Raw genomic sequence first — 17,267 nt, 5'->3', positions numbered from 1 at the left:
GCCGCGGCACTCATGCCGAATGTCTCCGCCAGGGAAAGTTGTCGGGACCCGTCGGCCAGGGATTGCCGGAAGAGGGCTGCACCCCGCGCCGGCCCTTGAGGATATGGTCGTTCTGCCGGCCGGTCTTGCCTTCAAGGGCCTCCGACAGGGGCATCACATAGTCCATGTGGCCGCCGAGCGCCCGGTAGTCCTCGGCGCGCATGGTGAATTCGATCGGCGCGACCAGCGCCGGTGTCGGCACATAGCCGAAGGCGTTCCGCGGCAGGCGCGTGACGTCGGCCATGAAGGTGATGCCGCCGCCCGGCCAGACATAGACCGGCGCGCCGCCGCAGCTCACATAGGTGAGCGCGCCCTGTACGGACCGGGTCAGGCCGACCGGGTGCTCGGTGACGCCGGAGCGCAGCGATCCGCCGGCGCCGGCCATGAACAACACGGAGGTCAGTGCCGGCTCGCAATTGTCGGCGATCCGGCGAACCGAGGGCGCCAGCCGCGCGGGCATGTCCTTGCCGACGGGCAAGAGCGCTTCGTCGAGCTCGAAATAGGCGGCATGCTCGCCGGTCGTCGACACCATCAGGAGGGACAGGCCCGGCCACGCCACCTTCGGGTCGAACGCGCCCAGGATCGCCAGCGGATCGGTGAGATCGGTGCCGCCCCAGCCGGTGCCCGGGTCGGCGACCTGAAAATAGCGGCCCGGCGTCGAGCGGCGGCCATTGATGCGGATGCCGGTCGGCGCCCAGCCGATGACCTTGCCCGCCTGATGCTCGGAAATCACGCCGGTGATGTGGTCGTCGACGACGATCACCTCGTCGACCAGCCCCTTCCACTGCGCGGCGAACATGCCGACCGTGGCGGAGCCGCAGCCGACGCGCATGCGCTCCTCGGTCTGGCCGTTGATGACGGGGGGCCGGCCGGCCTGCACCGTGAGCGCCGCACCGCCGTCGATGGCAAGCTCGACCGCCTCGCCGTTGCACAGCGCCAGCATGGTGGAACAGGTGACACGGCCTTCCTTCTTGGACCCGCCGGTCAGGTGATGGACGCCGCCGAGGGACAGCATCTGGCTGCCGTATTCGGAGGTGGTGACGTGGCCGATCACCTCGCCATCGGCGCGAACGGGCGAACACTCGTCGCCCAGATGCCGGTCGGTGTCGATCTTCAGCTTGACCCCGCAATAGCTGAAGATGCCCTCCGTGACGACGGTGACCATGTCGACGCCATCGACCGTCGAGGCGACGATGAAGGGGGCCGGCTTGTAGTCGGGATAAGTGGTTCCCGCGCCGATCGCGGTGACGAAGCCGCCCTCGGAGGGGAGGATGTCGCCATCCCATTCCTTGTCGAGGAAGGGAACGATCTCGCCGCCGCTTTCGGCGCGCTGCCGCAGGATCGTGAGCGGATCGAGACGGACGAGTTGGCCGCCGTCATTGGCGTATCGATCGCATGCGCCGGAGCGGCCATCGGCGATGTAGCACATCACCGGGCAGGCATCGCACCTGATCTTCGCAGGCTTTCCATCGGCTGCAGTCAACGTCGTGACTCCTGCTGGCACCCATGCTCGCTTCGTTAGTATGCAAACATGTATGGGATTTTGGTGTCAATCGGCTTTGCGCGCCTTCCGCGCTGATTTATCGAGCAGCTCTGCCGCGTGTCGCGGCAGATCGGGTCAGTCGACGAAGGCGCGCTCGACCACGAACTGAGCTGGCTTGTTGTTCGCCCCCTCCTCCAGCCCATGGCCAAGGCACAGTTCCTTGGTGTCTTTGAGCATGGCCATGGAGCCGCAGATCATGGCGCGATCCTCGGCCGGTCCCATGCGCGGCACGCCGAGATCGTCAAAGAGCTTTCCCGAGGCGATCAGATCGGTGACCCGGCCCTGACGGGGAAAGGGTTCACGGGTGACGGTCGTGTAGTGGTGGAGACGTCCCTCGACGAGTTCGCCGATCAGCGGATCGGACCGCAGCGCCGCGACGAGATCCTCGCCGTATTTCAGCTCCGAGGCGGTCCGACAGCCATGGACGAGATGGATGGCCTCGAACTTGTCATAGGTTTCCGGGTCGCGGACGAGGCTGGCGAAGGGAGCGATACCCGTGCCGGTGGAGAACATCCACAGCCGCTTGCCGGGCAGCAGCGCGTCGTTGACCAGCGTGCCGGTCGCCTTCTTGCGCATCAGCACCGTGTCGCCGGGACGGATCTTCTGCAGATGCTGGGTCAGCGGTCCGTCCGGCACCTTGATCGAATAGAATTCCAGTTCCTCGTCCCAGGCCGGGCTCGCCACGGAATAGGCGCGGAACACGGGCTTCTCGGCATTCGGCAGGCCGATCATCACGAATTCGCCCGAGCGGAACCGGAACTCCGGCGGACGGGCGATGCGGAAGCGGAACAGCGTGTCCGTGTAGTGCTGCACCTCGCGCACGGCAAGGGCGTGGCAACCGGCCGGCACGGCAAAGGAAGAAGGCTCTCCCGCCAGGATCGGGCGGTCGTTCGCGAGTGTCTCCGTCATGATCTGGGCGCTCCTTGCGGCGGGGATGACGACATTTATCGTTCGTATGCAAACGAAAAATGTCGGCTGGCGCAACGAAAAAATGCATGATCAAACTTTGGTCAGAATGGCGCATCCGAGTGCTTGACAGGAATTTTGACTGAGCGCTAACGTTGTTAGTATGCAAACGAAATGAACTGAGGCAGCGATGCAGGTTCGCACCCCGGATTCTCACAGGCCGGATTCCGACAGGCCGGACTATCACAGGCCGGACACGGTGGGCGACGCGCTGGCCCTGCTTGCCGGGGGCGAGGCGCGCGTGCTGGCGGGCGGGACGGATTTCTTTCCCGCGCTCGGAGGACGCCGGCCCCGGGGCCGTGTCGTCGACCTCGGCCGCATCGCCGCGCTGCGGGGCATTGCGCGGCAACGGGACGGCTGGCGCATCGGCGCCATGACCACCTGGTCGGAGATCGCCCGGGCGGACTTGCCGCCGCTGTTCGACGGGCTGCGGCTGGCGGCCCGAGAGGTCGGCTCGATCCAGATTCAGAACGCGGGAACCATCGCCGGAAATCTTTGCAACGCCTCACCCGCCGCGGACGGCGTCCCGCCGCTGCTGACGCTGGACGCCCGTGTCGAACTCGCCGGCCCGAACGGCCCTCGCGAGCTGCCGCTCGGCGACTTCATCCTGGGGGTCCGCAAGACGGCGCTCGCCCCCGGCGAGATTGTCACCGCGATCCTGGTGCCCGACTGGAGCCCGGCCCATAGCCCGGTTCGGACCCATTTCCTGAAACTCGGTGCCCGACGCTATCTGGTCATATCCATCGCCATGGCAGCCGCCGCCGTGGCGCTCGACGGCACGGGACGGATCGGCGAGGCACGGGTCGCCGTCGGAGCCTGCTCTGCGGTGGCGCGCCGCCTGGCCGGCGTGGAGGCCGCCCTTCGCGGCGCTGAGGCCTCCGGGACGGCGGTCCGCGCGGCGGTGGCGGAGGCCGCGCTCGCCGAGCTTTCGCCGATCGACGACGTCCGCGCCAGCGCCGACTATCGCCGCGACGCGGCGCGCGAGCTGGTTGTCCGTACCGTGATGGCGGCCATCGACCAGGGAGCACAGAGATGATGCCGATGCAGACCGGGGACGCCACCGGGGTCCCCCTCGTGCTCAACGGGCAGCCCGCCCGCATTGACGCCGATCCGGTCGAGCGCCTGTCGCTTGCCCTTCGGGAACGGGCCGGGGCGCGTGACGTCAAGGTCGGCTGCGATGCCGGCGACTGCGGCGCCTGCACCGTGCTGGTCGACGGCAGGCCGGTCTGCGCCTGCACGACGGCACTCGGCCAGGTGGAAGGGGCCCATGTCGAGACGCTTGCCGGCCTCATCGCATCCGATCCGCAGGCCGAGGCGCTCGCCCACGCCTTCCAGCGCCACCAGGCCGCCCAGTGCGGCATCTGTACCCCCGGCATGATGGTGTCGGCGCTCGCCCTGCTGCGCGCGCAGGCCGAGCCCTCCGAGGAGGCGGCGCGCGACGCGCTTGGCGGTGTCCTATGCCGCTGTACCGGCTATCGCAAGATCATCGACGCGGTGCTCGACGCCCGCGGCACCGGCATGCCCGCCCCCGGCGGCGTGGGCACCGCCATGGCCCGCGTCGACGGCTGGCCGAAGGTCACCGGCGCCGAGCTTTTCGCCGACGACGTGGCGCCCGCCGACGCGCTCGTCCTGCGTCTCGTCAGAAGTCCCCATCACCGCGCCCGCTTCACCCTTGGCGACACCCGTGCCTGGGGCGCCGAACGCGGGCTCGCCCTGGTGCTGTCGGCCGCCGACGTGCCCGGCGAGAACCGTTTCGGCGTGATACCGGGCTTCGAGGACCAGCCCATGTTCGCGCAAGGCGAGATCCGCTTCCGGGGCGAGGCGGTCGCGGCGGTCGTCGGCCCCGCCGATCTCGTCAATGCGCTCGACCTTTCCGACTTCCCCGTCGCCTACGAGGACCTGCCGGCCGCCCTGGTGCCGTCCGACGCCGGCACCATCGCGGACCTGCACGAGGGGCGCGAGGGTAATGTCATGTGCCGGGGTTTCGTCCGGCGCGGGGAACCGGAGGCCGCGCTGGAGCGCGCGGCGGTGGTGGCCGAGGGCCGGTTCTCCACTGGCTTCATCGAGCACGGCTATATCGAGCCCGAGGCCGCCGTCGCCCGGCGCGTCGGAGATCGGATCGAAATCCAGTGCTGCACCCAGGCGCCGGTGATGAACCGGGACAGTATCGCCCGGCTTCTCGGGCTGCCGAAGGAGGCGGTGCGCGTCGTGCCGACGGCGACCGGCGGCGGCTTCGGCTCCAAGCTCGATCTGACCAGCCAGCCCTATGTGGCGCTGGCCGCCTGGATGCTGAACCGCCCGGTGCGCGTCACCTATTCGCGCGTCGAGTCGATCGCGACCTCGACCAAGCGCCACCCGTCCGAGATCCGCATGCGCATCGGCGCCGATACTGAGGGGCGCATCGTCGCCGCCGAGTTCGACGGCACGTTCAACACCGGCGCCTATGCGAGCTGGGGCCCGACGGTGGCCAATCGCGTGCCGATCCACGCCTCCGGTCCCTACAGGACGCCGAACTATGTCGCCCGCAGCGCCGGCATCCACACCAACACCGCCCCCGCCGGCGCCTTTCGCGGCTTCGGCGTGCCGCAGTCGGCGCTCGCCCAGGAGCCACTTTACGATGAACTTGCCAACCGGCTCGGCATCGACCGGCTGGACTTCCGTCGCCGCAACGCGCTCGCCAACGGCGATGCGACCGTTACCGGCCAGGTCTTCGAGCGCGGCATGGGCATCATCGACTGTTTCGACGCGCTGAAGCCGCGCTGGGAGCGGGCGCTCGCCGAAGCCCAAGCGGCCAATGCCGGGGGCGGACACATCCGCCGCGGCGTCGGCATCGCCGGCGGCTGGTACGGCTGCGGCAACACCTCGATGAGCAATCCGTCGACGATCCGCGCTGGTCTTACCGGCGAGGGGCGGGTGATGCTGCATCAGGGCGCGACCGACATCGGCCAGGGCTCGAACACGGTCATTGCCCAGATCTTCGCCACTGCGCTCGGCGTGCCGGTCGAGACGGTGACGATCGTCGGACCGGATACCGACGTGACCCCGGATGCGGGCAAGACCTCGGCCAGCCGCCAGACCTTCGTCACCGGCAATGCCGCAAGGCTGTGCGGCGAGGCACTGCGCGCCCGCCTTCTGCGTCTCGGCAACGTGTCGGACACCGCGCGAATCGTGATCTCGGACGGCGAGATCCGGCTGTGCGATGCGGACGGCCAGCGCGTCATCGCCCTTGCCGAGTTGGCTCCAGACAGCACGGCCTATGTGATCGAGGCGGTCGAGACCTACGACCCGCCGACCTCGCCGCTGGACGAAAACGGACAGGGCGTGCCCTACGCGGTCTTCGGCACGGCGGCGCAGATCGCCGAACTCGAGGTCGACATGCGGCTCGGCACCGTGCGGCTGCTCCGGATCACCGCCGCTCACGATGTCGGCAAGGCGATCAACCCGCTGCTGGTGGAAGGGCAGGTCCAGGGCGGTGTCGCCCAAGGCATCGGTCTGGCGCTGATGGAGGAATTCCTGCCCGGCCGAACGGAAAACCTGCACGACTATCTCATTCCGACCATCGGCGACGTGCCGCCGATCGAAACGCTGATCATCGAGACGGGCGACATGCACGGACCCTACGGAGCCAAGGGGCTCGGCGAGCACTGCCTGATCCCGACCGCGCCGGCGATCCTGAACGCCATTGCCGATGCCTGCGGAGCGAGGATCACCGACCTGCCGGCGACGCCCGACAAGGTGCTCGCCGCGATCCGCGCCCTACGGGCCTGAGGCGATCTGCTTCCACGTCCCCCTTCGCCGCACGATGTCGACACCCAGGAAGCGTCCATGACCATGATCCCATCGATCGCCGACACCCCGACACCAGAAAAGACCGCCACGGCGGGACGCACGGCGCTCGTCGCCGGCATCGATGTCGGCGGCACCTTTACCGACCTCGTGCTTTTCGATTCCGCCCAAGGCAGGGTCCGCCTCGCCAAGACGCCGACCACGCTCGACAACCAGGCCTTCGGCGTGCGCAAGACGCTGGAGCTGGTGGACGCGGATCTCGCCGCGATCGACCTCATCGTGCATGGCACGACGACGACGACCAATGCGGTACTGGAACGCAATCTCTGCCGCACAGGCCTCATTACCACGCAAGGATTCCGCGACGTGCTGGAACTCGGCCGGCGCACGCGGCCCCAGGCCTATGGCATGAAGGGCGAGTTTCGTCCGATCATCCCGCGCGACCTGCGCCTGGAGGTGCCTGAACGCCTGCAAGCGGACGGCAGTGTCCGGGTCGCCCTCGACGAGGCGGCACTGGAGGCGGCGATGCGGGAGTTGCTCGACAAGGGCTGCGAGGCGCTTGTCATCCACTTCCTGCATTCCTACGCCAATCCGGCGCATGAATTGCGGGCCGGCGAGATCGCCCGGAAGGTCTGGCCGAATGAGAACGTGACGCTGGGCCATGCGCTGCTGTCGGAAAGCCGCGAGTTCGAGCGCGGGGTGACGGCGGCGATCAACGCCTCGGTGCAACCGCTGCTGCGCCGCTATGTCGAGCGGCTCGCCGACGAGCTTGCCCGTGACGGCTACCGCCACGACGTTCTCGTCATGAACGGCAATGGCGGCATGGTCTCCGCCCGCCGCGTCGCCGTCGAGGCGGCGAAGACGGTGATGTCCGGCCCGGCCTCGGGCGTCATGGCGGCCGCCTATACCGGCCGGCGCGCCGGCATCCCCAACCTTCTCACCTACGACATGGGCGGCACCTCCACCGACGTGGCGCTGATCCGCGACGCGGAACCGGCCGTTTCCAACGAGATCGAGATCGAATACGCCATGCCGATTCACGTTCCCATGGTGGACGTGCGCACGGTAGGTGCCGGCGGCGGCTCGATCGCCCGCATCACCCGGGCGGGCCTGCTCCAGGTGGGACCGGACAGTGCCGGCTCGGTCCCCGGGCCCATCTGCTATGGGCGCGGCGGCACGGAGCCCACCATCTCCGACGCCAACCTGCTGCTGGGGCGGATGAACCCGGACAAGCTCAACTCCGTCTCCAATGGTATCTCGCGGGAAGATCTCATCACGATCTTCGCTGAAAAACTCGGCGCGCCGCTGGGCGTCACCCCCGAGGAGGCGGCCTCCGCCGTCCTGCGCATCGCCAACACCCGCATGGCCGAGGCCGTGCGCATGGTCTCGATCAGCCTTGGCGAGGACCCGCGCGACTACGCGCTCTTCGCCTTCGGCGGCGCCGGTCCCCTTCACGCGACGGCCATCGCCCGCGAACTCGGCGTGCCGCGCGTCCTCGTTCCCTCGCGTCCGGGCATCACCAACGCGCTCGGGTGCGTCGTCGCCGATCTGCGCCACGACTTCGTCAACACGGTCAACCGGCCGCTTGCCGCCCTCGACATCGCCCAGGTGCATGCCCTTTTTGCCCAGCAGCGCCAGGAGGGGCGGGCACTCGTGGAAAAGGAGAACGTGCCGATCGAGGAATTGAAGGAGATCTTCTCCGTCGACATGCAGTTCATCGGCCAGACCCATCTGCTGCGGGTGCCGCTTCCCGGCCCGGCGCCCTCGGTCGGGGAGTTGCAGGAGTTGTTCGAGGCGGCCTATTTCCACCGTTTCCGTGTCGACCTTCCCGAGATCAAAGCGAGCCTCGTCAACGTCAACACCTCTGTGATCGGCCGACGCCCCGGTATCGACCTCGCTCTGCTGATCGATCCGGCCGGGCGCAGGGAGACGCTCGATGCGGCGCGGACCGCCACGCGCCCCGTCTGGTTCGACGGCTGGCGCGAGACACCGGTCTACTGGCGCGACCACCTGCCGCTGTCGGCGCGGATCGTCGGACCGGCCATCGTCGAGCAGATGGACACCACCATCGTCATCGAGCCGGGCGACGACGCGGTCCAGGACCGGGACGGCAACATCATCATCACCCTTGGCAACACCGGCGGAGCAGGCGCATGAGCATCGATCCGATCACGCTGAGCGTCATCCAGTCGGGCCTGCAGCAGGTTTGCGACGAGATGGACCTCACCTTCTCGCGCGCTGCCTTCTCGCCGGTGATCGCCGAGGCGAACGACCGCTCCGACGGCATCTACTCCGCCGAGGACGGCTCGCTCATCGCGCAAGGAGCAGGCGGACTGCCGGTCTTTGTCGGTACCATGCAGTACTCCACCCGCACCTTGATCGAGATGATCCGCGACGGACGCGTGCCCGCCCCGGAGCCCGGCGACATCTACATCGTCAACGACCCCTATCTCGGCGGCACCCACCTGATGGACGTGCGCTTCGCCATGCCCTTCTACCGCGACGGCGAGATCTTCTGCTGGCTCTCCAACACCGGTCACTGGCCGGACACCGGCGGCGCGGTGCCGGGCGGTTTCTCGGCCTCGGCCACGTCCGTTGAGCAGGAGGGGCTGCGGCTTCCCCCGGTGCGCCTGTTCAAGAAGGGGGTGCTCGACCAGGAGATCTACTCGATCATCTGTTCCAATATCCGCGTTTCGGAACAGCGCATCGGCGACGTGAAGGCCCAGGCCGCCGCCCTGCTGGTCGGCGAGGCGCGGCTCGCGCGCATTCTCGACCGCTATGGCGACGACGTGGTGCGCGCAGCGATCGGCGAATTGCGCCGGCGCGCGGCCGCGCAGATGCGGGCCAATGTGGCGCTGATCCCGAACGGCACCTACCGCTCGCTCGCCTATGTGGACAGCGACGGCGTCGTCAACGAACCGCTGGAGATCCGGCTTGCGATCACGGCGAGGGACGGCGAGCTGACCTTCGACTTCGAGGGCTCCTCGCCGCCCTGCCGCGGGCCGATGAACTCGGTGCTGGCGACGACCCATTCGGCCGTCTACCTTGCCATGCGCCACATCTTTCCGGATGTGCCGATCTCGGCCGGCGCCTTCGAACCGCTGACCATCGTCCGTCCCGCCGGCACCTTCCTCGATGCGCATTATCCGCGCCCCGTCTCCGGCTGCGCCGCCGAAGTCAGCCAGCGCATCGCCGAGGCGGTCTTCGCCGCGCTTGTCGAGGCCCTGCCCGACCGGGTGACGGCGGCGCCGGCCGGCAGTTCCGGCAATTTCGCGCTCGGCGGCGTTGATCCGGCGCGCGGCGCCGGCTTCGTGATGTACCAGATCTCGGGCGGCGGCTATGGCGGAAACGCCGACCATGACGGGCTCAGCAACGGCTGTTCCACCATCGGCATCTCCAAGGCGCCACCGGTGGAGATCATGGAACAGCAGTTCCCGGTGCTGTATCACCGCTATGCCCTGCGCGAGGGTTCGGGCGGCGCCGGGCGCCATCGCGGCGGCTTCGGGCTCGATTACGAAATCGAGCTGCTGCGCGGCCACGCGACGGCGAGCTTCGTGATGGATCATGGCCGCTTCGGGCCGCAGGGAGCACTTGGCGGGCGGGATGGCGAACCCAACTCCGTCACCGTGTGGCAGGGCGGCAGGGCGATGGTGCCCGAGCATCTTTCCAAGGCGCAGGACATTCCGCTGGAGCCGGGCGACCGGGTGCGCGTGAAAACCCCCGGCGGGGGCGGCTACGGCGATCCGCGGGACCGCGATCCGGCTCTGGTCGCCGAGGATGTGCGCCTCGGCCGCTACACGGCGGCGCAGGCGGCGGCGCTGTTCGGAAAGGCGGCCGCGGGACTTTGACCCGCCGCTTGCCGACGATGGCGCAAATGCGATGCCCGCTCCGGGCTGGACAGCGAAACGGCGGCGGGCTGCCGCCGGGAATGATGATCGCCACGCTTGCGCCATGGCGCCCGGCGCCGCAGCAAAGTCTGCAGTGCCGGGTGCTGCCGTTTCCGGGGGAGTGCTTCATCTGGACAGGTCCGGTTCCCACACGTAAAACTTGCCGGATGAGCGTCCTCACCCTCTCCGCCAGCGATTTCGATCCGGATGTCAGGGTGGCAGCCTTCCAGGATGCCGTCGCCTCCATGTGCCGGCTCGAGATCACTCCCGTCGACAGTGCCAGCTTCCGGTCGGAGACGACCATCGGCCTGCTGCCCGGCCTGATGACCGGCCAGACGATGCACTCCCGGTGCGGCGTGGTGCGGACCCAGGCGCTGGCGGCGGAAACCGGCGACAACGTCATGGTGCATGTGCCGCTGTCCGGCGGCTTTTCCATGTACCAGCAGGGCGGCAGCAATGTCGTGTGCACGCCCGGCTCCGTCTATCTCGACCCCAACGAGATGCCCGGCTCGGCCGAGTTCCACGGCGAGCGCAACGACGCCTTCTACCTGTCGATCCCGCGCGCCCTTCTCGCGTCCGCCGGCACCAGCCTCAACGGCGCCCTGCGCGAGGTGCAGCCGGTGACCCCGCAATGGCGGCTGCTGCTGCGCTACGCCCGCTCGCTGCACGAGGAACTGGCCCTGCTGCCGGCCGAAGAGATCGCCACCTGCTCCAGCCACATCCACGACCTGACGATCATGGCGATGGGCGCCTCGCGCGAGGCGGAGGAGATCGCCAGGGGGCGCGGCGTGCGCGCCGCCCGGCTCAAGGCGATCAAGGCCGACATCGAGCAGAACCTCGTCTCGCCGCAGCTCAGCAGCGAGTGGATCGCCGCGCGCCATGCCATCTCGCCGCGCTACATCCGCTCGCTGTTCGCCGGCGAGGAGACGAGCTTTCGCGACTATGTCGCCCAGCGTCGGCTGCTGCTGGCCCACCGGCGCCTGTGCGATCCGGCCGAGAGCGCGCTCGGCATCAGCGAGATCGCGCTGTCGTCGGGCTTCAGCGACCTGTCCTGGTTCAACGCCAGCTTCCGCCGCGCCTTCGGCAAGACGCCGAGGGACGTGCGCGCCGCCGCGCTCGCCGCCGCCTTCGCCGCGAATTGAGCGCAGCGCCCGGCCGCCCGGCCCGGCACGCGGATCACGAAGGCGCGAGAGAGCCGGATCTGTGCCGCCTGGCCCGCATCCGCTACCGCCGCCCCCAAGAGCGGAACTTGCGAAGCGACTACGCTCGCCTCGCATCCCGCACGGGATGGCGCGATTCATGACCACATCTGCTGCGGGAGACCCTTGAATGTGGGATTTCAGTATTGGCCGGTCGCTCGGCCTGATGGCGAAGACCGCCCCCTTCATCGTCTTCCGGATGGTGGTCTATTTCGGCATCGCCTGCGCCTATGTGATCGTCACCGGCACCGGAGCCGGCATCGGCTGGGGTATCGGCGGCTTCGGCGACGAGGGCTTTCGTGCCAGTTCCACCATGTGGGGCGGCATTGCCGGCTTCGGCCTGACGGCCGGCGTCATCTACCTGCTGCGCGAGTACATTCTCTATGTGGTCAAGGCCGGCCACATCGCCGTGCTGGTGGAACTCATCGACGGCAAGCAGATGCCGGACGGCAAGGGTCAGATCGCCCATGCCCGGCAGGTGGTGACCGCCCGCTTCGCCGAGGCGAGCGTGCTCTTCGCCATCGACCAGTTGGTCAAGGGCGTGCTCGCCGCCGTGACCGGTCTGATCCAGGGCATCGCCTCATTCCTGCCCATTCCCGGGGTCCAGCAGATCATGGGGCTGGTGCGCGCCTTCCTGCGCATCGCCATCGGCCTCGTCGACGAGGTGATCCTAGCCCATGCGATCCGCACCCGCAGCGACAATCCCTGGGCCTCGGCCCGCACCGCCCTGGTGCTCTACGGCCAGAATGCCGGGCGGATGATGAAGAACGCCGCCGTGCTGACCTTCATCGTCTACGGCCTGTCGTTCCTGGTGTTCCTGGTCATGCTGGCTCCGGCCGCGGCGGTCGTCTACCTGATCCCCGGCGCCTGGTCGGCCGGCGGCATCGTCTTCGCGCTGATCTTCGCCTGGGCGGTCAAGGCGGCCCTGATCGAGCCCTTCGCCATCGCCTGCATGCTGCAGGCCTTCTTCAAGGTCACCGCCGGCCAGACGCCGGATCCGGCCTGGGACGCGAAGCTGTCGCAGGTCTCCAAGAAGTTCGACGCGATCAAGCAGAAGAGCGGGTTGTGGTCGCCGGCGCCGGCGACCGGCCAGACTGCCGGGCCGGACCCGGCGCAGCAGCAGGCATGAGGCCCGCCGCATATCGATATTGAAATCGCTTTGGTCCGGCTCGATCCGGCAGTTGCCTCGAAGGGTGGCAAAGCAGGGACGCAACTGTCGGAACCGGACCGCTGATGGGGGCACCATTCAGCACCTGAAGGACCCATGAGATGAGTTTCAGACGACGTTCTGCCTGCGGCGGCCTTGCGGCCCTCGCCCTGCTTGCGGCACCCGCCGTCCAGGCCCAGCCCGGCTCCCAGGTCGAGCCGCAAGCCGACTTCGTGTTCGACGCGCTCGGACCGGCTGCCTGCGAGATGCCGCCGCCCGGCTTCGACGTCTCGCAGTTCCGCACCTTTGTGGAGAGCACGCCGGACGCCCCCGTCACCAGGGGCGAAATCTCGGGCGCACGTGCCGGCGGCTTTGCGGGCGGCGGGCTCTACGGCACGGATGCAGGCGGCGGCCTCGTCGTCGGCGTCCAGGGGATGATGTTCGACGACGGGCCGACCCTGACCATGCTCTGCATGGTGCTGGTCCGCCTCGGCGACAGCGATGCCACATCCGGCGCCATCGTCGGCGAGGCCGGGATGGCAGATGCGCCCGACGGCGCCTTCCTCGGCGTCTTCAAGCTGATGCAGCGCAACGACGCGGACGTGCCCGTCACCCTCGCCTCCGGCACGGTGGAGAGCGGCTCCGTCTCCTTCGACCTGCGCGACGGGCTTCTCGTCGACGGGTCGGTCACCGCCGAGGGCAGCTATCGGCAGCTGCCCACCGACGAGGCCCTGCCCTTTTCCGCCCGCATCGCCATCCCGCGCGCCGAGAACGTGCTGCGTCCGGCCCTGAGGCTCGCCCGCGACTGAGCGGCCGCACGAGGAGGAAGATCATGAAACAGTCCGGCTTCACGGCGGCGCTCGCCGCCGCAACGCTCTGCGCGTTCGCCGCCGCACAGGCGAACGCCCAGTCATCGCCCCCACAGCCGACAACGCCGCAATCCGGCAAGGCGGCCATCCTCATTCTCGATGCCTCCGGCTCGATGTGGGGCCAGCTCGGCGGCGGCATCACCAAGATCGAGGTGGCGCGCGAGGTGATGGGGCAGTTCTTCGCCACACGCGATGCGTCCATCCCGCTCGGCGTCATCGCCTATGGCCACAACCGGCGCGGCGACTGCTCCGACATCGAGATCATCGCCCGCGCGGGACAGCAGGACGCCGGCGCCCTGTCGCAGCGGCTCAACCGCATCAACCCGCGCGGCATGACGCCGATCTCGGAAAGCCTGCGGATCGCCGCCGGCCAGATCCCGCCGACGGCCGAGGAGGCCGACATCATCCTGGTCACCGACGGGCTGGAGACCTGCAATGCCGACCCTTGCGCGGTTGCCGCGCAACTGGCCAACGAAGGCATCAAGATCCGCGCCCATGTGGTCGGCTTCGGCCTGAGCGAACAGCAGGCGAACGCGCTCGCCTGCGTGCCCGACCAGACCGGCGGGCGGCTGCTGCGCCCGCAGTCCGGCGCCGAGCTCACCGATGCGCTCAACCAGATCGCCGCGGCCGAGCCGATGCCGGAACCGGAAGCCGAGCCCGGAACCTCTACGATGTTCCGCACGCGCTTTGTGTTCCGCGATACCGGAACGGGGACGCCGCGCGGACTGATGGAATGGACTGCCACAGCTCCGGACGGCACGGTAATTCCATTGGGCACAACTGAAGGCCATCAGCAAAGCCTTGAGGGCCGATCGGCCCAGCTTCCGGGCGGCGAGTGGACCATCGTTGCCGAAGGGCCGGAAGGGCGAGCGGAACTCACCCTGACACTTTCTCGTAACGGCGATTCTCACGGCGTACCCTTCACCGGCGCTCAGTTCGCCGCTGAAATTCCGCCCCTCGGGCAGGTCCAGGCGGGCATGGCGGCGCGCATACCTTTTGAGATAACCCATGCCGGTTCGGGCCATCTGGGTGGGACGCCCTACAAGATCATTGCGACCGGACCGGATGGGTCTCTGACGCGAGATCAGATCGTGCGGGAGGATCTGATTTCCAGCCGCGAGCCGGGTACCTATGGCGGGGCGACGGGCACCCTGGAGCCCGGGACCTATAGGCTCCTCGTCGTGATCGCTCGCCAAAACCGCGTTTATGAGATCATTGCCGAACGCGGGTTCGAGTCCGTCGAGAACCCGGTTGTAAACATCGTCGGCCCTGACCGCGCACGGCCGGGTGAGGCGGTCAGCCTGTCCTTTGATGGCGGATACGCAACGAACTACAGCTTCTATGTCGTCGACAATGACGACAGGAACCTTATCCAGGGCAGAGCCCTCTATCACGGCCCGGGAGGCGGCGCTGGCGGACCGCTCAGTCTCGACGTCAGGATGCCCGATCAGGAAGGTACCTTTGACATCGTGGTGCGTCGGAACGGCGGTCGGGACGCCGAGATCATCGCCCGCAAGCCGATCACGCTGGGTGATGCACCCGCCTTGACGCAGGCCGCGCCCGGACAGGACGCACTGCCGATGGTTCGCGCCACCTTCCGCCTGCCGGACGGCTTTCCGCCGACGCCGCTGTGGTGGTCGGCCGTGCCGCTCGATCCGGACATGAGCCCGGAAGCCTGGGCGCCGCAGTCCGAGATGGTGGTCGGCGAGGCCGAGTTCGAGCCGGGGCGCTACGAGGTCTCGGCCATGGGGCCCGGCGAGACCGAGTTCCGCGGCGTGGTCGAGATCGTGCCGGGTCAGCCCAACGACTTCGTCATCCCGCTGGTCGGCGGCGGCGAGGCGGAGCAAAACCCGCCCGGACAGCGCGGCGATGCCGGGCCCGTCGAGGGCGAACCGCGCATGGCGGTCACGCTCCTGCTGCCCGACCAGGTCGAGGGCAAGGTCGTGCAATGGTCGGCGATCCGGCTCGACAAGGTGATGCAGGACGTCGAGTTTGCCATGAACGACTACATGGGCAGCTACACGGCCGACCTCGCCCCCGGCCGCTACCGGATCGACGGCGCCGGCCAGGGCTTCGACCTGGAAGGCGAGATCACGGTGACGTCGGGCGGCCAGAGCCGTTTCGTCATTCCCCTGACGAGCGGGGAACGGGCGCAGGAAAGCCAGGGCATGGCCTGCCGGGCCCCGTCCGGTTGCGCCTATCACGACCCGGTGACGGGGCTGGCGCTGATCCTGCCGCAGGGCTGGGAGATCGACGCGCCCTTCTTCTACGAGACCGCGGGCGGGGCGAAGGCCGGGCAGCCGTCCGCGTCCCTGTCGCGGACCGTCGGCAGCGAGCTGCAGCAGATCATGCTGAACCCGCGCCAGTGGATGGCCTCCAGCGGCCCCTGCACCGGCACGCCGGCCGGCGAGCTGTGCCGGGCGACCAGCACCGACGGGGCCTATCTCGGTGCCTTCGAGGTGGTGCGCTCCTCGCTGCGGATCGCGACGGCCCGCGCCGCGCCGGCCCCGGCCGCGGCTGCACTGCCCAGCTCAAACAAGAGGTCGAACTCGGTCGGATTGACCGAGGTGATGCCGAGACAATAGCAAACGGCGGAGTTGGCCGAGGAGCCGCACCCCTGGCACAGGATCGGCGGGTCCTGGCTGCGGGCGAAGCGGACGATGTCCTGCACGGTGAGAAAATAGGAGGCGAAGCCGAGCTCGCCGATCAGCCGCAGTTCGCGCGCGATGCCGGCAAGGCTCTGGTCCGCTTCCTCGATGCGGCGGACGCGCTCTATCTCGACACGCAGGAGAGCCGCGGCCTGGTGCCGGCCGACCATCCCTCGGTGGTGGGCGCGGTGCGCGCGGCGGCGATGAGCGAGGCGCTCGGCGCCCATGGCGAGCGGGAGGAGAACCCGGACGATCTGGCGGACGCCATCCGCCGGGGGCTGGCCAACGCGCCGGCGGTGATTGACGGGGTGACCTCGCAGGACGCCATCTCCTCCGACGCGCGCAAGGGCCTCGGCTTCGTGCCAGACTATCAGGCGCTGACCGCCTAGGACGATGCCGAGCGCAAACGGCGCGGCGAAGCGTGAGGAGCGGACATGGACTTGCGGATTGACGGAAAACGGGCGCTGGTCACCGGCGCCTCGAGCGGGCTCGGCGAGCATTTCGCCAAGGTGCTGACGGAAGCCGGCGCCAGCGTGACGCTGGCGGCGCGGCGCCTCGACAAGGTGGAAGCGAATGCCGCCGCCCTGCGCGAGGCGGGACACGACGCCGAGGCGGCGGAGATGGACGTGGCCGATGCGGAGAGCGTGGCGGCGCTGTTCGCCGGGCGCGCGCCCTTCGACATCCTCATCAACAATGCGGGCGTTGCCGGCGCGGGCGCAGCGCTTGCCATGACGGCGGAGGAGTTTGCCGGCGTCATCGACACCAACCTGACCGGCGCCTTCGCGGTGGCGCGGGCGGCAGCGGCCGGCATGCGCGAAACGGGCGGCGGCTCCATCGTCAACATCGCCTCGATCCTGGGCCTGCGCGTGTCCGGCCATCTTGCCGCCTATACCGCTTCCAAGGCGGGGCTGGTACAGCTGACCAAGGCGCTGGCGCTGGAATGGGCGCGTTACGGCATTCGCGTCAACGCGCTGTGCCCGGGCTATATCGAGACGCCGATCAATGCCGGGTTCTTCGCCACCGAGGCGGGCAAGGCGCTGATCGGCCGCATCCCGCAGCGGCGGCTGGGATCGCAAGGCGATCTCGACGCACCACTGCTGCTACTGGCCAGCGACCGGTCCGCCTACATGACGGGCTCGGTCATCGCGGTGGACGGCGGACATCTGGTTTCAGGATTGTGAGG

13 protein-coding genes and 1 pseudogene are annotated in these 17,267 nt (G+C 68.7%); 11 read left to right on the top strand and 3 right to left on the bottom strand.

The window, feature by feature from the left end; translation table 11 throughout:
* Positions 1 to 10: 10 nt before the first annotated feature.
* Positions 11 to 1,468, bottom strand: coding sequence for a 6-hydroxynicotinate reductase (locus TSB10GB4_RS16440; RefSeq protein WP_244570949.1), 1,458 nt, complete (start codon positions 1,466 to 1,468; stop codon positions 11 to 13).
* Positions 1,469 to 1,657: 189 nt separating this feature from the next.
* On the bottom strand, positions 1,658 to 2,491 hold the full coding sequence (locus tag TSB10GB4_RS16435) for a ferredoxin--NADP reductase (RefSeq protein WP_186396613.1): 834 nt from the start codon (positions 2,489 to 2,491) through the stop codon (positions 1,658 to 1,660).
* Between TSB10GB4_RS16435 and TSB10GB4_RS23980 the strand changes: the two genes are divergently transcribed.
* The 9 genes from TSB10GB4_RS23980 (at position 2,490) to TSB10GB4_RS23880 (ending at position 16,021) form a co-directional block, all read left to right on the top strand.
* Positions 2,490 to 2,618: a hypothetical protein gene (locus TSB10GB4_RS23980; protein ID WP_256376448.1), complete on the top strand. Its 129-nt coding sequence runs from the start codon at positions 2,490 to 2,492 to the stop codon at positions 2,616 to 2,618. The two genes, TSB10GB4_RS16435 and TSB10GB4_RS23980, sit on opposite strands and share 2 nt — an antisense overlap.
* Positions 2,619 to 2,678: 60 nt before the next feature.
* On the top strand, positions 2,679 to 3,584 hold the full coding sequence (locus TSB10GB4_RS16430; RefSeq protein WP_186396612.1) for a xanthine dehydrogenase family protein subunit M: 906 nt from the start codon (positions 2,679 to 2,681) through the stop codon (positions 3,582 to 3,584).
* Entirely contained in the window at positions 3,581 to 6,316 is a 2,736-nt protein-coding gene (locus tag TSB10GB4_RS16425; protein WP_244570934.1) for a molybdopterin cofactor-binding domain-containing protein, read from the top strand. Before TSB10GB4_RS16430 ends, TSB10GB4_RS16425 begins: the two co-directional genes overlap by 4 nt.
* Before the next feature lie 63 nt (positions 6,317 to 6,379).
* The gene (locus tag TSB10GB4_RS16420) at positions 6,380 to 8,491 is read left to right on the top strand and encodes a hydantoinase/oxoprolinase family protein (protein WP_186388491.1); all 2,112 of its coding nucleotides are present in this window, start codon (positions 6,380 to 6,382) and stop codon (positions 8,489 to 8,491) included.
* Complete coding sequence (locus tag TSB10GB4_RS16415) at positions 8,488 to 10,182, top strand: hydantoinase B/oxoprolinase family protein (protein ID WP_186396611.1); 1,695 nt, start codon at positions 8,488 to 8,490, stop codon at positions 10,180 to 10,182. The genes TSB10GB4_RS16420 and TSB10GB4_RS16415 overlap by 4 nt, the downstream gene beginning before the upstream one ends.
* A 206-nt stretch (positions 10,183 to 10,388) precedes the next feature.
* Positions 10,389 to 11,363, top strand: coding sequence for an AraC family transcriptional regulator (locus TSB10GB4_RS16410; RefSeq protein ID WP_186396610.1), 975 nt, complete (start codon positions 10,389 to 10,391; stop codon positions 11,361 to 11,363).
* Positions 11,364 to 11,550: 187 nt separating this feature from the next.
* A complete protein-coding gene (locus tag TSB10GB4_RS16405) occupies positions 11,551 to 12,549 on the top strand; it encodes a hypothetical protein (protein ID WP_186396609.1) in 999 nt (332 codons plus the stop codon).
* 140 nt (positions 12,550 to 12,689) lie between these two features.
* A complete protein-coding gene (locus TSB10GB4_RS16400; protein WP_186396608.1) occupies positions 12,690 to 13,376 on the top strand; it encodes a hypothetical protein in 687 nt (228 codons plus the stop codon).
* A gap of 23 nt (positions 13,377 to 13,399) precedes the next feature.
* Positions 13,400 to 16,021: a VWA domain-containing protein gene (locus TSB10GB4_RS23880; protein ID WP_256376582.1), complete on the top strand. Its 2,622-nt coding sequence runs from the start codon at positions 13,400 to 13,402 to the stop codon at positions 16,019 to 16,021.
* Here the strand turns inward: TSB10GB4_RS23880 and TSB10GB4_RS23875 are convergent.
* A pseudogene (locus TSB10GB4_RS23875) lies at positions 15,967 to 16,173 on the bottom strand (hypothetical protein); the annotation flags it as partial. The gene TSB10GB4_RS23880 and the pseudogene TSB10GB4_RS23875 sit on opposite strands and share 55 nt — an antisense overlap.
* 66 nt (positions 16,174 to 16,239) lie before the next feature.
* On the opposite strand from TSB10GB4_RS23875, the gene TSB10GB4_RS23870 reads away from it, so the two are divergent.
* Entirely contained in the window at positions 16,240 to 16,473 is a 234-nt protein-coding gene (locus tag TSB10GB4_RS23870) for a hypothetical protein (protein WP_186396855.1), read from the top strand.
* A 45-nt stretch (positions 16,474 to 16,518) separates the two neighbouring features.
* Positions 16,519 to 17,265, top strand: a complete 747-nt coding sequence (locus tag TSB10GB4_RS16380) for an SDR family NAD(P)-dependent oxidoreductase (protein WP_186396606.1) — start codon at positions 16,519 to 16,521, stop codon at positions 17,263 to 17,265.
* Positions 17,266 to 17,267 lie beyond the last annotated feature (2 nt).

The sequence above is a fragment of the Stappia sp. TSB10GB4 genome, assembly GCF_900185745.1.
Taxonomy (GTDB): Bacteria; Pseudomonadota; Alphaproteobacteria; order Rhizobiales; family Stappiaceae; genus Stappia.
Note: the sequence above shows the minus strand (reverse complement) of the source record. Positions and strands in the feature narration are given on the sequence as shown.